The 14,661-nt window shown below is 63.5% G+C and carries 13 protein-coding genes; 8 read left to right on the top strand and 5 right to left on the bottom strand.

Annotated features, from left to right (window positions below; all coding sequences use genetic code 11):
- Positions 1-21: 21 nt before the first annotated feature.
- Positions 22-1,944, bottom strand: coding sequence for a PrkA family serine protein kinase (locus GM676_RS22200; protein WP_155466149.1), 1,923 nt, complete (start codon positions 1,942-1,944; stop codon positions 22-24).
- A gap of 29 nt (positions 1,945-1,973) precedes the next feature.
- On the opposite strand from GM676_RS22200, the gene GM676_RS22195 reads away from it, so the two are divergent.
- From GM676_RS22195 to GM676_RS22185, 3 genes are read left to right on the top strand one after another with little or no spacing between them, the layout of a single operon-like run.
- Positions 1,974-2,330 carry a hypothetical protein gene (locus tag GM676_RS22195; RefSeq protein WP_155466148.1) on the top strand — a complete coding sequence of 119 codons (357 nt, stop codon included), beginning with the start codon at positions 1,974-1,976 and terminating at the stop codon, positions 2,328-2,330.
- 57 nt (positions 2,331-2,387) lie between these two features.
- Positions 2,388-3,395 carry an adenosine deaminase gene (locus GM676_RS22190; protein WP_155466147.1) on the top strand — a complete coding sequence of 336 codons (1,008 nt, stop codon included), beginning with the start codon at positions 2,388-2,390 and terminating at the stop codon, positions 3,393-3,395.
- On the top strand, positions 3,396-5,930 hold the full coding sequence (locus GM676_RS22185) for an ABC transporter permease (protein WP_155466146.1): 2,535 nt from the start codon (positions 3,396-3,398) through the stop codon (positions 5,928-5,930).
- Here GM676_RS22185 and GM676_RS22180 read toward each other — a convergent pair.
- Positions 5,927-6,937 carry a response regulator gene (locus GM676_RS22180; protein ID WP_155466145.1) on the bottom strand — a complete coding sequence of 337 codons (1,011 nt, stop codon included), beginning with the start codon at positions 6,935-6,937 and terminating at the stop codon, positions 5,927-5,929. The genes GM676_RS22185 and GM676_RS22180 overlap by 4 nt on opposite strands.
- A gap of 3 nt (positions 6,938-6,940) precedes the next feature.
- Positions 6,941-8,206 carry a sensor histidine kinase gene (locus GM676_RS22175; protein WP_155466144.1) on the bottom strand — a complete coding sequence of 422 codons (1,266 nt, stop codon included), beginning with the start codon at positions 8,204-8,206 and terminating at the stop codon, positions 6,941-6,943.
- 175 nt (positions 8,207-8,381) lie between these two features.
- Here GM676_RS22175 and cqsA point away from each other — a divergent pair, with 175 nt between their 5' ends.
- Genes cqsA through GM676_RS22150 form a run of 5 tightly spaced genes read left to right on the top strand, consistent with a single transcriptional unit; the run spans position 8,382 to position 13,300 of the window.
- Positions 8,382-9,614 (top strand): alpha-hydroxyketone-type quorum-sensing autoinducer synthase, encoded by a 1,233-nt coding sequence (gene cqsA / locus GM676_RS22170; protein WP_155466143.1) that lies wholly within the window; start codon positions 8,382-8,384, stop codon positions 9,612-9,614.
- Between the two features lie 15 nt (positions 9,615-9,629).
- On the top strand, positions 9,630-10,022 hold the full coding sequence (locus GM676_RS22165; RefSeq protein WP_155466142.1) for a group II truncated hemoglobin: 393 nt from the start codon (positions 9,630-9,632) through the stop codon (positions 10,020-10,022).
- Between the two features lie 4 nt (positions 10,023-10,026).
- Complete coding sequence (locus GM676_RS22160; RefSeq protein WP_155466141.1) at positions 10,027-11,301, top strand: DNA recombination protein RmuC; 1,275 nt, start codon at positions 10,027-10,029, stop codon at positions 11,299-11,301.
- 60 nt (positions 11,302-11,361) lie between these two features.
- Positions 11,362-12,141, top strand: coding sequence for a DeoR/GlpR family DNA-binding transcription regulator (locus GM676_RS22155; protein WP_155466140.1), 780 nt, complete (start codon positions 11,362-11,364; stop codon positions 12,139-12,141).
- A 4-nt stretch (positions 12,142-12,145) separates the two neighbouring features.
- On the top strand, positions 12,146-13,300 hold the full coding sequence (locus GM676_RS22150; RefSeq protein ID WP_155466139.1) for an MFS transporter: 1,155 nt from the start codon (positions 12,146-12,148) through the stop codon (positions 13,298-13,300).
- On the opposite strand, the gene GM676_RS22145 is transcribed toward GM676_RS22150, so the two are convergent.
- Positions 13,251-14,048, bottom strand: coding sequence for an ABC transporter permease (locus GM676_RS22145; protein ID WP_155466138.1), 798 nt, complete (start codon positions 14,046-14,048; stop codon positions 13,251-13,253). The genes GM676_RS22150 and GM676_RS22145 overlap by 50 nt on opposite strands.
- Complete coding sequence (locus GM676_RS22140; RefSeq protein ID WP_155466137.1) at positions 14,045-14,656, bottom strand: ABC transporter ATP-binding protein; 612 nt, start codon at positions 14,654-14,656, stop codon at positions 14,045-14,047. The genes GM676_RS22145 and GM676_RS22140 overlap by 4 nt, the downstream gene beginning before the upstream one ends.
- Positions 14,657-14,661: the final 5 nt, after the last annotated feature.

Genomic DNA, 14,661 nt, shown 5'->3' with positions numbered 1-14,661 from the left:
CACGCGGAGGGCGGCGAGGCATTACGACGACTTCCTGACGCGCAGATACCATTCGCACAGCAAGCGCACTTGCTTGGCCGTGTAGCCTTTCTCCACCATGCGGGCGACGAAGTCGGCGTGCTTGTTGGCGTCTTCCGCGCTGGCCTTGGCGTTGAACGAAATCACCGGCAGCAGTTCCTCCGTATTGGAGAACATCTTCTTCTCGATCACGGTGCGGAACTTCTCATAACTGGTCCACGCCGGATTCTTGCCGCCGTTGTTGGCGCGCGCACGCAGGCCGAAGTTGACGATCTCGTTACGGAAGTCCTTCGGATTCGAGATGCCGGCCGGCTTCTCGATTTTTTCCAGCTCGTTGTTCAGCGACTCGCGGTCGAAGCTCTCGCCGGTGTCCGGATCGCGGTATTCCTGATCCTGAATCCAGAAGTCGGCAAAGGTCACGTAGCGGTCGAAGATATTCTGGCCGTACTCGGAATACGATTCCAGATAAGCGGTCTGGATTTCCTTGCCGATGAATTCCACGTAGCGCTGCGCCAGGTGCTCCTTAATATAGGAGAAGTACTTTTGCTCCAGCTCGGGCGGGAACTGCTCGCGCTCGACCTGCTGCTCCAGCACGTACAGCAGGTGCACCGGATTGGCCGCCACTTCGGTGTTGTCGAAGTTGAAGACCTTGGACAGGATCTTGAACGCGAAGCGCGTCGACAGCCCGTTCATGCCCTCGTCCACGCCGGCATAGTCCACATATTCGTGAATCGACTTGGCTTTCGGGTCGGTGTCCTTGAGGTTTTCGCCGTCGTACACCAGCATCTTGCTGAAGATGCTGGAGTTTTCCGGGTCTTTCAGGCGCGACAGGATGGCGAACTGCGCCATCATGCGCAGGGTGCCCGGCGCGCATGGCGCGGCCGACAGCGAGGAATTGAACAGCAGCTTGTCGTAAATCTTGATCTCATCGGTCACGCGCAGGCAGTACGGCACTTTGACGATGTAGATACGGTCGAGGAAAGCCTCGTTGTTGCGGTTGTTCTTGAAGGACTTCCATTCGGACTCATTCGAGTGCGCCAGCACGATGCCGTCGAACGGAATCGCGCCAAAGCCTTCCGTGCCCTTGTAGTTGCCCTCCTGGGTGGCGGTCAGCAGCGGGTGCAGCACCTTGATCGGGGCCTTGAACATCTCGACGAATTCCATCAGGCCCTGGTTGGCCAGGCACAGGCCGCCCGAGTAGCTGTAGGCGTCCGGATCGTCCTGCGAATAATCTTCCAGCTTGCGGATGTCGACCTTGCCGACCAGCGAGGAAATATCCTGATTGTTTTCGTCGCCCGGTTCGGTCTTGGAGATGGCCACCTGTTTCAGCACCGATGGGTAGCGCTTGACCACGCGGAACTGATTAATGTCGCCATTGAATTCATGCAGGCGTTTCACCGCCCATGGCGAAGGAATATTGCGCAGGTAGCGGCGCGGGATGCCGAAATCTTCTTCCAGGATCGCACCGTCTTCCTCTTCGTTGAACAGGCCAAGCGGCGACTCATTCACCGGCGAGCCTTTCAGGCAATAGAAAGGCACATGTTCCATCAAGGACTTCAGTTTTTCCGCAATCGACGATTTACCGCCACCCACCGGGCCAAGCAAATACAGTATTTGCTTGCGTTCCTCCAGGCCCTGGGCGGCGTGACGGAAGTAGGACACCACTTGCTCGATCACTTCCTCAGTGCCGTAGAACTCGCGGAACGCCGGATAAATCTTGATGACCTTGTTCGCAAAGATACGCGACAGCCGGGTGTCATTGCGCGTGTCGATCAAGGTCGGTTCGCCAATGGCTGCCAGCATGCGCTCGGCGGCGCTGGCGTACGTCAGCCGGTCTTTTTTGCAAAGCTCGAGATACTCCTTCATGGACATCTCTTCTTCTTTGGTTCGTTCGTATCGTGCGGCGTAGTTGTCAAAAATGGTCATTTGAATGTCCTTTAATGATGGAAACCTGCTTGTCACGAGTCACCGGCAGTTGCGCTTGCCTTGGCTCTGGTTCGTATAATCCTTTCGATCTTATTTTTCTTCTTGGTCAGCTTCCTTGGGTGGCACGGATTGCCCGTACCGATGAGCTGGCTTTATGGCCGGATGGCGGCTTTTATGTGTTGGTCGTAACGCTTCTTACGTCTATGAAATTGATTATTGCGCTATTGGTGCAGGAAGTCAAAAGGTATGTCGTAATATCGTTAATACCCTTTTGTAAGCGCATGATTCCAAAGCAAAATATCGAATTGGTCACGTCAATTTCAGCGTCTTTTCGCGTCCTTCGCCACCACAGTAACATGGCTTTGAGAGATGTGCTGACACGCTAACCGTCGCATGAGATAAGATGGACCGATTCAGTCACTTAAGTAACAGGAAAAATCAACATGTTGAATGATCAATTGCGCCGCGTTTTGCAGCAGATGCCAAAAGCCGAGCTGCACATCCACATTGAAGGCTCGCTGGAGCCGGAGCTGATCTTCGCGCTGGCCGAACGCAACGGCGTCAAGCTGGCCTACGGTTCGGTGGAAGAACTGCGCGCGGCGTATGCCTTCACCGATCTGCAATCTTTCCTCGACATCTATTACGCCGGCGCCAGCGTGCTGTTGCAGGAGCAGGATTTCTACGACATGACGGCGGCCTATCTCAAGCGCGCCGAGGCCGACAATGTGCGCCACACCGAAATCTTCTTCGATCCGCAGACGCATACGGCGCGCGGCGTGGACATCAAGGTGGTGATCGACGGTATCTATCGCGCCTGCCAGGACAGCCCGGTCAGCGCCACGCTGATCCTGTGCTTCCTGCGCCATTTGCCGGAAGAGGATGCGATCGCCACCCTGGAAGCGGCGCTGCCGTACCGCGACAAATTCATCGGCGTCGGCCTGGATTCGTCGGAAGTCGGCAATCCGCCGGAGAAGTTTGCCCGCGTGTTCGCGCGCTGCCGCGAACTCGGCCTGCATCTGGTGGCGCACGCCGGCGAGGAGGGCCCGCCGGCCTACATCTACACCGCGCTGGATACGCTGAAAGTCGAACGCATCGACCACGGCGTGCGCTGCCTGGAGGACGCGGCGCTGACCGCGCGCCTGGCGAAAGAACAGATGGCATTGACGGTGTGTCCGCTGTCCAACATCAAGCTGTGCGTGTTCGATCAGATGGAGCGGCACAACCTGCTGCAACTGCTGGATGCCGGCATTCTCGCGACGGTGAACTCGGACGACCCGGCCTACTTTGGCGGCTACATGAACGACAACTTCATCGCCACCTTTGAAGCGCTGCCACTGGGCTTGTCGCATGCGCACCGGCTGGCGCGCAACGGCTTCACCGCCGCCTTCCTGCCGGCGGCGGAAAAGCAGAAATATCTGGATGAAGTCGACGCATTCTTTGCCAAGGTTTAAATGTTCAAGCTCGCCCTGAAAATGACCGCGCGCGACTGGCGCGCCGGCCAGTTGCGCTTTCTGCTGATCGCGCTGACGGTAGCGGTGGCCGCCTTGTCGGCCACCGGCTTCTTCATCGACCGCCTGCGCAGCGGGCTGGATCGCGATGCGCATCAGCTGCTGGGTGCCGATGTCGCGGTCAGCGCCGACTTGCCGGTGCGGGCCGCGTGGCGCGCGCAAGCCGAACAGCGCGGACTGGCGCTGACCGACGCCATCACCTTCCCCAGCATGGCGCAAGCGGGCGAGGGCGAGCAATCCACGTCCGTGCTGGCGGCGCTGAAAGCCGTCGGTCCGGGCTACCCGCTGCGCGGCAAGGTCAAGATCACCACCGATGCGGCGCAAGCCGAACAAAGCATCGGCACGCCGGCGGCCGGCGCGCCCGCGCCCGGCACGGTGTGGGTGGAGCCTGGCCTGCTGGGCAGCCTGAACGCCAAGGTCGGCGACCAGCTCAAGCTGGGCGACAAGCGCTTCACCATCGCGCAAGTGATCGCGGCCGAGCCGGATCGCGGCGCCAACTTCCTGGCCTTCGCGCCGCGCGTGATGTTCGCGTTGCAGGATCTGGAGGCCACCAATCTGATCCAGCCCGGCTCGCGCGTCAATTACCGCCTGCTGGCCGGTGTGCCGCCGTCGCTGAAGAATGGCGCCACCGTCGCCAAGGCTTACCAGCAATGGCTGGAAGCGCAGATCAAGGACAACAACATCAAGGGCGTGCGGGTGGAGTCGCTGGACGGCCGCCCGGAAATGCAAACCACGCTGGAACGCGCCGACCGCTTCTTGTCGCTGGTCGGCTTGCTGTCGGCCATGCTGGCGGCGGTGGCCGTGGCGATGGCCGCGCGCCGCTTCATGCAGCGCCATCTCGATGCTTGCGCCATGCTGCGCTGCCTGGGGCTGACGCAGAATCAGGTCACGCTGATGTATCTGATCGAATTCCTGCTGGTGGGCCTGATCGGCAGCGCCGCCGGCGTGCTGGTGGGCTTTGGCGCACACTACGTGTTGCTGGAAGTACTGGGGGCACTGGTGTCCAGCGAACTGCCGCCGCCGACCATTTATCCGGGCCTGCAAGGCCTGGCGATCGGCATCCTGCTGCTGGCGGCGTTCGCGCTGCCGCCCATCCTGCAACTGCGCAAAGTGCCGCACAACCGCGTGATCCGCCGCGAGCAGGACCCGCCGCAAGTGGGCGCGCTGGCCACCTACGGCTTCGGCATGGCCGGCTTTGTGGCGCTGCTGCTGTGGCAGGCGGGCGATCCGAAGATGGCGCTGTACACGGCGCTCGGCTTCTTCGGCGCGTTCGCGCTGTTCGGGCTGGTGGGCTGGCTGGGATTGAAGTCGCTGCGTTCGCTGCGCGGCGCCATCGACCATCAAAGCTGGCGCTTTGCGATTACCTCCTTGCAGCGCCGTCCCGGCGCCACCATCGTGCAAATCGTCTCGCTGGCGCTGGGCATGATGGCGCTGCTGGTGTTGACGGTGGTGCGCGGCGACCTGATGACCGCGTGGCGCAACGCCACCCCGGCCGATGCGCCTAACCGCTTCATCATCAACATCCAGCCGGAACAGCGCGACGACATCGCGCGGCGCCTGACGGCGGCCGGCGTCCGCTATGCGCCGCAGTACCCGATGATACGTGGCCGCCTGACGCAGGTGAACGGCAAGCCGGTCACCGGCGACACCTACACCGATGACCGCGCGCGCGGCCTGGCCGACCGTGAATTCAACCTGTCCACCATGGCGCGGATGCAGGCCGAGAACAAGATCGTCGAAGGCAAGTGGTTCGAGGACAAGCCGGGCTTCCCCGAGGTGTCGGTGGAGGAGGGCATCGCCAGGACCTTGCGCTGGAAGCTGGGCGACAAGCTGCGCTTCGAGATCGCCGGCGCGCCGGTGGATGTGACCATCACCAGCATCCGCAAGCTGGATTGGGGCTCGATGCGGGTCAACTTCTTCGCCATCATCAATCCGGCGGCGATGACGGAAGTGTCGCAAAGCTGGATCACCGCCTTCCATCTGCCGCAAGGGCAGGGCGCGGTGATGAATGCGCTGACGCGCGACTTCCCCAACCTGACCATCGTCGACGTCGGCGGCATTTTGCGGCAGGTGCAGGCGGTGCTGGACCAGGTGATAACGGCGGTGGAGTTCCTGTTCATCTTCACGCTGGCCTCCGGTGTGCTGGTGCTGTACGCGGCCCTGATGGGATCGCAGGATGAGCGCACCCGCGAGGCCGGCCTGCTGCGCGCGCTGGGCGCGACCCGCAAGCAGTTGTCGCAGGCGCAACTGATCGAGTTCACGCTGGTGGGCGCGCTGTCCGGCGTGCTGGCGGCCAGCGGCGCGGCGGCCATGGGCTGGGCGCTGGCGACTTATCAGTTCAAGTTCGCGTGGAGCTTCAGTCCGATGGTATGGCTGGTGGGCCTGCTGGCCGGCGCGCTGTGCGCCATCGCCGGCGGCTGGCTGGGACTGCGCAATGTGCTGCGCCAGCCACCCCTGCAAACCCTGAGGGAAGCCTAAGCCGCGATGTCCTGCGGTTGCAGCTCGCGCAGGAACTGCGCGTAAGTGTGAGGGCGCTGTTCGAAGTAGTGCGATGGCAGATCGAACAGCGCCCAGTAGTAAGTCTCCTGGCCCTGGCAGATGCGCGGCGCCGCGCTGTAGCGGTGCCAGTTCTCGGCCATGCCGCTGTTGTACATGCCGTCGCCAAAGGGATCGCTGAAAAAAGTCAGCACGCGCCGCTCCAGCAGGGCGTTCAGCAGGGAGCGCGGCGCGTCGCTGTCGCGGGCGATTTCGTATTGCGTGTACATGCTTTGCTCGGTCTCGATCACCATCAGCGTGGCCTTGCCGTGCTGGTCGAGGAACAGGATGCCGGTCGGGTTCGGGAAGATGTAGTGCTCGACAAAGCCCAGCGTGCGCTTGAGTTCCCGCACCACCTCGGCCAGCGCCGGGTCGCACAGGAAGCGGTAGTCGTGCAGGGCCACCATCTCGCGCAGCGTGTCGGAACCCTGGTCGAAATAGGTTTCCTGTAGCGCCGTCACTTCCATCTCCAGGATGTCCAGCGCGTGGTCGTCGCTTTTCTTGATGTAGCGGTCGATCAGGCCGCGGTTGAAGGCCGCGACCGCGATCTTTTCATCGGCGGCGCCGGTGAACAAAATCTTCTTGCACGGCAGGTGCGCCACCGCCGCGCAGAACTCCAGTCCATTCATCTGCGGCATGGAGTAGTCCACCACGATCACCGATGGCGTGGCAAAACGCTGCCGCTGCTCGGCGATGCGGTAGATGCGTTCCAGGTCCAGCGCCACGTTGCATTGGTCGGCCGGCAGGTTCTGCATGTCGAAGTTGACGTGCAACGGCACGCCGCCGCTGCCCGGTGCGCTGTTGCGCAGCCAGTGCAGCGCTTCGGTGGTGTCGTGGAAGGTTTTGTTGGCCAGCGTGGGATCGAGCTGGAACGACAGGCTGCGCAGGAAGGAATCGCTGTCGTCGACCAGCACGGTCGTGGTGGGATGGGCATAAACTGGCAGATGCATGATTCACCTCGCGGGAAATTCCAGGATGAAGATGGCGTAGGCGCTCTCGCGCGAGACGCAACGGATGTGCGCACCCCAGGCTTCCATGATTTCCTGGCACAGCGCCAGGCCGATGCCGGCGCCGTTGTGCGGCGGATGCGAATAAAAACGGCGGAAGATCAACGACATGTTTTGCGTCGCGATACCGCAGCCGGTGTCGATGAACAGCAGGCGTGGCGGGGTGTGGCCGCCGTCGATGACGATGCGTACGCGCCCCTTGCCGGCGCGCTGCACGGCGCGCAGCGCGTTGCGCATCAGGTTGAGCAGCACCACCACCGCCAGCTCGCTCTGGCCGGGGAAGTGGAAGTTGTGGCGCAATTCCAGCTGCACCGACTTCTGCTGCTTCTGGCTGGCGAAGGGATAGCGTTTCAGCACCGCCTGCACCACGTCCTCCATCGACACCGTTTCCACCGGGTGCAGGTTTTGCCGCACCGCCGTGGCGCTCAGCAGGAACAGGTCGATCATGTGGTTCATGTGGCGCACCTCGAACTGGATGCGCGCCAGCGCGTCGATGATGGTCAGGCGATCGTCATTGTGGTTGACCTGGGCGTCGCTCATCATGCGCAGCAGGCCGCGCACATTGGCGTCGACACTGGTGAGCGGCGTGCGCAGTTCGTGCGCCACCGTGGCCAGGCCTGCGCCCATGCCGGCCAGCTTTTCCTGCGCCAGCACCTCGCGGCTGATCTTGGCCGCCGACAGCACGGCCATGGTGAACCAGTGGATCGGCAGTTGTTGCAGCACCTCGCGGGTGAGCAGCGCCTCGCCCGCGCCCAGCGCCACCGCCGCCGCGCAGGCCAGCCCGGTGCCGATGGCGTAGGCGCGCAAGGCCAGCCCTGTATCGAAATGGAACAGCACCACCAGTCCAATCAGCAGCGATTCGTCCCACACGCCGGAAGCGCGGTTCATCAGGAACATGAAGGTAAAGAAGAAGGGAAAGATGTAGCTGAGCGTGACCAGCAGGTACAGGTTCAGCATCTGCCGGCTGAACTGGCGCGCGAACAGGCCGGTCGCGCACAGCAGAATGCCGAGCATGCGCAGCGGCAGCGATTCGTACTCCTGGGGGAAGAAGTTCTGCCAGATCACGTAATACAGCGGCATGGCCACCGTGCCGACGCAGGCCAGCAGCAGCACGCGCACGGTCGCGTGATCTTCACGCCCGTGATACAGCAGCAGGGACTGCAACAGTCCGTGCTGACGGCGTTTCCAGCGTTCGTGCAGGGGAGGCTTCATGGCGGCTTTTGATTTTTATCAAGTCGTCATCATCGCCGGTATTTGCAACGCCTTCGGCAATATCAAAACAGACATTGATCCGTATCAATCTCCATGAGTTTTTTTCGCCGCATGGTGGCGTTGTACTTCCTAAAAAAACAATCTTACTTGTCCGAAACTCAACAGGAGCCGTGCCATGACTTACGCAATTGCCCACCATCCACTGCCTGCCACGCTGCCGGATTTTGTCACTCAGCGCATGGATCTGCACTACATCACCCGCATTCAACAGCTGCTGGGCGGCGAGCATCCGCACGCCTGGCAGCCGACGCCAGCCGGCGCGATCTTTCTGGCCGGGAACGATTACCTGTGCCTGGCCGGCGAGCCGGCGCTGGTGGGCGCGCAAATCGCCGCCCTGCGGCATAGCGCCGGCGAGTTGCTGATGTCGGCCGTGTACCTGCAAGAAGGCAGCGCCCAGCACCGGCTGGAGCGCAAGCTGGCGCGGTTCATGGGCGCGGAGGACGGCATCCTGGCGCAATCCGGCTGGGCCGCCAACGTCGGGCTGGTGCAGACGCTGGCCGCGCCGGGCATTCCGGTCTACCTCGACATGCAGGCGCATGCTTCGCTGTGGGAGGGCGTGCAATCGGCCGGCGCGCTGCCGGTGTCATTCCTGCACAACGACATGGAGCATTTGCAGAAGCAGCTGCTGCGCCATGGGCGCGGCCTGATCGTGGTCGATGCGCTGTACAGCACCAATGGCAGCGTGGCGCCACTGGTGGAGCTGGTGGAGATCGCGGAGCGCAGCGGCTGCATGCTGATTGTCGATGAGTCGCACTCACTGGGCACGCACGGCCCGCGTGGCGCCGGACTGGTGGCGGCGCTGGGACTGAATGAGCGGGTGCACTTTCGGACGGCCTCGCTGGCCAAGGCGTTTGCCGGGCGTGCGGGCTTTATTACTTGCAGCAGTCATTTCAAGGGCTACTTCCTGTCCGAGTCGCGCCCCGCGATTTTCAGTTCCTGCCTGCTGGGCCATGAGCTGGCGTGGTTCGACGCCGCCATCGACTTCGTCGCCGCCGCCGACGACCGCCGCGCCGCGCTGCGCGCCCATACGCGCCTGCTGCGCGAGGAGCTGGGCGCTTTGGGCTATAACGTCAGCGACGGCACCGAGCAAATCATCGCGCTGGAGCCGGGACCGGAACCGAAGACGCTGGCCTTGCGCAAATTGCTGGAAAAGCACGGTGTGTATGGCGCCATGTTTTGCGCGCCAGCCACACCCAAGAACCGCTCGCTGGTGCGGCTGACGCTCAATTCCGGACTGGACGCGGCGCAGCTGGCGCGCATCGTTCATGCCTGCGACGAGATCCGTGGACAGGCCGATCTGGAGAGCTGGTCTTCCACGCGCCGCTTGCGCAAGCTGGCCCTCGTATAAGCTATCATTGCGGGTATGACTGAAGAATCCCGCACCCTCTACGAAGTAATTGGCGGCGAGCCGACCATCCGCGCGATGGTCGACCGCTTTTATGATTTGATGGAACTCGAACCCGAGTTCCAACTGCTGCGCTCCGTGCACGGTCCCTCGCTGGAAAATGCCAACCAGCGTTTGTTCATGTTCCTCAGCGGCTGGATGGGCGGCCCGGACCTGTACCAGCAGGCGCACGGCCATCCGCGCCTGCGCATGCGGCACATGCCGTTCGCCATCGGCTCGCAGGAACGCGACCAGTGGCTGCGCTGCATGGCATGGGCGATGGAAGACGTGGGCATCGACACTGAGCTGCGTGTGCGCCTGATGAATTCCTTCTTCCAGACCGCCGACTGGATGCGCAACAAGCCGGATTGATTCCATGACCTCCACCGAGTTTTTCGTCCTGCTGGCCGCACTGGCCGCGATCATCGTGTTGCAGGTGCTGGCGCTGCTGCGTTCCCGCAGCTCGTCGACGGCGGATCTCGCCGAACGTATCGAGCGTGTTGAACGCGAGGTGCGCATGCAGTTGCAGACCACGGCGCAGACCAGCAACGCCGCCAACGTTCAGCAGTTCGAAGCCATGCGCCGTCAGCTGGAAGAGCAGGGTGTCAGCAGCCGTCACGAGCAGACCCGCAATCTCAAGCTGTTCGCCGACACCATGAACCAGCGCATGCTGGAGGTGCGCGTGATGTTGGAGACCAAGATCAAGGATCTGCAAACCGACAACGGCGCGCGGCTGGAAGAGATGCGCAGGACGGTGGACGAAAAACTGCACGCCACGCTGGAGTCGCGTTTGAACGCTTCATTCCAGCAGGTGTCCGAACGATTGGAGCGCGTGCACCAGGGCCTGGGCGAGATGCAGCAGCTGGCCATGGGCGTCGGCGATTTGAAGCGCGTGCTGACCAATGTGAAAACACGCGGCACCTGGGGCGAGGTGCAGCTGGAGATGCTGCTGGAGCAGGTGCTGACGCCGGACCAGTATGCCAAGAATGTCGAGACCATCGCCGGCAGCGGCGCGCGCGTGGAGTTTGCGCTCAAGCTGCCGGGCCAGACGGAAGGCGGCGCGCCGGTGTGGATGCCGATCGACGCCAAGTTCCCGAAAGAACAGTACGAACGCCTGCTGGAAGCGGCCGACAGCGCCGACGCCGATGGCGTGGCGCTGTCGGGCCGCGAGCTGGAGCGGGCCGTGCGCAACGAGGCCAAGACCATCTCCGAGAAATACGTCTCGCCGCCGCACACCACCGACTTCGCGATCCTGTTCCTGCCGACCGAAGGCTTGTATGCGGAAGTGATGCGCCGTCCGGGCCTGGCCGATGAGCTGCAACGCGTGAACCGCATCAGCATCGCCGGGCCGTCGACGCTGACGGCGCTGCTCAACAGCCTGCAAATGGGCTTCCGCACGCTGGCGCTGGAGAAGCGCTCGTCGGAGGTGTGGCAGGTGCTGGGTGCGGTGAAGACCGAGTTTGCCAAGTTCGGCGACGTGCTGGCCGCGACCAAGCTGACGCTGGAGCGCGCCGCCAAGAATATCGAATCGGCCGAAACGCGCAGTCGCGTGATGGCGCGCAAGCTGAAATCCGTGGAAGCACTGCCGAGCGAACAGGCGCAATTGCTAATGGGCGCGGACCCCGATAAAGGCGATCTCGATACCGAATAATAGTTTTGCGTATTTGTGCGTATTTGTGCGTGTTTTAGCGTACTTGTGTACAATGTACGCATGAAATCGGAATCTCTCCTGCTGCCCGAGCGGCATGCGTTAATACTCGAGCAACTTTCGGCCGAGGGTCGCGTACTGGCGGCCGCGCTGGCGCGCGAGCTCAATGTCACGGAGGACACCATCCGCCGTGACCTGCGCGATCTGGCTGCCGCCGGCTTGTGCCAGAAGGTCTACGGCGGCGCGGTGCGTGTGTCGCCGGGGCCGGAGGGCGGCACGCTGGTGCAGCGCATGGAGCGCCAGCAGGACGGCAAGTCGCGTCTTGCCGCCGCCGCTGCGACGCTCATCGCGCCGGGCAGCACCATCTTCCTCGACGCCGGCTCCAGCAATCTTGCCGTCGCCGAAGCGTTGCCAGTGACGCCGCTGACGGTGCTCACCAATGCACCATCCATCGCCGCGCGGTTGCTGGAGAAGGCGCATGTGGATCTGATCATGATCGGCGGCCGTATCCGGCATAGCCTTGGCGGCAGCGTCGGCGCGACCGCGATGCGCGAGCTGGAATTGATCCGGCCCGATTTGTACTTCGTCGGCGCCTGCGGCGTCGATGTGCTGGCCGGGGTGACGGCGGTCGACTACGAAGAGGCCGAATTCAAGCGCCGCCTGGCCGCGCAGTCCAAAACCACCGCGATTGTCGCCACCGGCAGCAAGATCGGCGCGGTGGCGTCGTATCGCGTGCTGCCGATTTCCCAATTAACCCATTTGATCGTCGAAGCCGACACCAGCGCGGAAGTAGCGGAGGCCTACGCGGCCGCCGGCACCCGCCTGCTGCGCGCCGGCGCATAAACTCATGAACATCTACGGACTAAAACAGCGCGTATCGACGCGTTTAGCTTTTCTGGCGGCCGGCATGGCCATGTCCGCGTGGGCGCCGCTGGTGCCTTACGCGAAAATGCGCACCGGCGTCGAAGCCGCGCAACTGGGCTTGTTGCTGCTATGCCTGGGTATCGGCTCGCTGCTGGCGATGCCGGTGACCGGCGTGCTGGCGGCGCGCTTCGGCTGCCGCCGCGTGATCCTGTGGTCCGGCCTTGGCTGCTGCGCGGTGTTTCCGTTTCTGGCCATCGCGCCGAGCGCGCCCTTGCTGGCATTGACCTTGTTCCTGTTCGGCGCCACCATCGGCACGCTGGACGTGTCGATGAATGTGCAGGCGGTGATCGTGGAGAAGGATTATGGCGGTGCGCTGATGTCCGGCTTCCATGGCATGTTCAGTGTCGGCGGCATCGTCGGTGCGGGCGCCATGAGCGCGATGCTGTGGCTGGGCATGGACATCATCAGCGCCTCGGTGGCGATGACGGTTGCGGTGGCGCTGGTGCTGCTGGTGGCCGGTCCCCATCTGCTGCGCGAGGCGCAGCCGGCGGAGCGCGATGCGCCATTCCTGGTGGTGCCGCGCGGCGCGGTGGTGCTGATTGGTGTGCTGTGCATGTTCGTGTTCCTGGCCGAAGGCGCGGTGCTGGACTGGAGCGCGGTGATGCTGACCAACAGCGGCATGAGCGGCGCGCAGGGCGGCCTTGGCTACGCGGCGTTCGCGGTGGCGATGACCATCGGCCGCCTGAATGGCGACAAGATCGTGCAGCGCTGGGGCGGCCGCCGTATCCTGCTGGTGGGGGGACTGGCCGCTGCCGCCGGCTTCTTCATCGTGGTGCTGGCGCCTTCGGCGTGGCTGGCGCTGGCGGGCTTTTTGCTGATTGGCTTTGGCGCTTCCAACATCGTGCCGGTGCTGTTCACGGCGGCCGGCAGTCAGAACGATATGCCGGCCAGTCTGGCGGTAAGCGCGATTTCCACGATTGGTTATGCCGGCATCCTGGCCGGTCCTGGCCTGATCGGTTTCGTGGCGCACGCCATCGGCTTGCAGTGGGCCTTTGCGGCGCTGGCATGCGGCATGCTGCTGGTGGCGATCAGCGGCTCGTCAAACGCTCCAGCCGCAGGCGGTGGCGCTCGTCCGTGACGCTGCGCGCCGCAAGGTAGACGGCCAGCGTGACGGCGATGCCGCTGCCGCCGGCCAGCAGGAACATCAGCAGGATCTGGTAGCGCACCGCGTCCATCGGGTCCATGCCGGCGAGGATCTGGCCGGTCATGATGCCGGGCAGGGTGATGATGCCGGCCGCCGACATCTGGTTGATGATGGGGATCAGGCCTTTGCGCACCGACTCGCGGATCAGCGGCGCCAATGCTTCGTGGCGCGTGGCGCCCAGCACCAGTTGCGCCTCGATCGCTGCGCGTGCGCTGACCACGCCGCCGTAGAAGGTGTCCAGTCCGAGGCTGGCGGAGTTCAGCACGTTACCCAGCACGATGCCGATCAGCGGCACCGCGTATTGCGGTTCGTACCATGGTGTTGGATGCAGCACCGTCAGCAGCGCCAGCACCACGGTGGCGATGCTGGACAGGCCGACGCTGGCCGTCGCCAGCCACACGCCGGGCCATCCGCGCAGGCCGTGCGCGGGACGCATCGCCACTTCGCGCGCGGCGGCGACGATCATCAGCAAGGCCACGGCCAGCGTGGCGGCCGGCGACGCCAGCGCGAACACCCAGCGCAATACCAATCCCACCAGCAGCAGCTGCACCACCATGCGCACGGCAGACCACAGTACCATGCGCTGCATACGCAGGCCGAGATAAGCCGAGATGCCGGCATTCAGTACCACCAGCGAAGAGGCGACGGCCAGGTCGGTGGCGCCGGGCTGGATGGCGTTCATGGCGTGTCCTCGCTGAGCTGGCGCTCGCGCATGGTCATGCGGCGGCTGCCTAACGCCTTCGCCTGCGTTGCGGAGTGCGTGACGAGGAGGAGCGACAGGCCGTTGCGCACTTCCTTGCGCAGCAGCGCTTCGGTGGCCGCTACGGATTCAGGATCGAGTGCGGCGGTGGGTTCGTCCAGCAGCAGTACTTTGGGCTCGCAGGCCAGTGAGCGGATCAGCGCCATGCGTTGGCGTTCGCCGGTCGAGAGACGGCTTACGTCTTGCTCCAGCAGTGCGGGCGACAGGTTCAGTTGCGGCAGCAACGCGTGCACGCGCGGGACCTGTCCCGGTTTGAAGTGCGCGCCGGCAGTGGGCAGCCACCATGCCGGTTCGGCAGGTTGATAAACCACTTGCGCGCGCCACGCGGGTGCGCTGATGCAGCTGCGTGGTGCGCCGTCCAGCAGGACTTCGCCGGTGTTGGGATCGAGGTCGCACAGCATCCGCAACAGCAGGCTTTTGCCTGAGCCGGAGGGGCCGGAGATGGTAATGCATTGGCCGGCCGCCAGCTCGAATGAGTAGGGGCCGGCCAGTGGCGATTGCAGGTTATGGACTTGCAGGCGAGGCTGCATGCGGC

The organism is Duganella radicis (assembly GCF_009720825.1).
Lineage (GTDB): Bacteria > Pseudomonadota > Gammaproteobacteria > Burkholderiales > Burkholderiaceae_D > Rugamonas > Rugamonas radicis.
The sequence above is the reverse complement of the archived record's forward strand: the minus strand, read 5'-3'. Positions and strand labels throughout refer to the sequence as shown.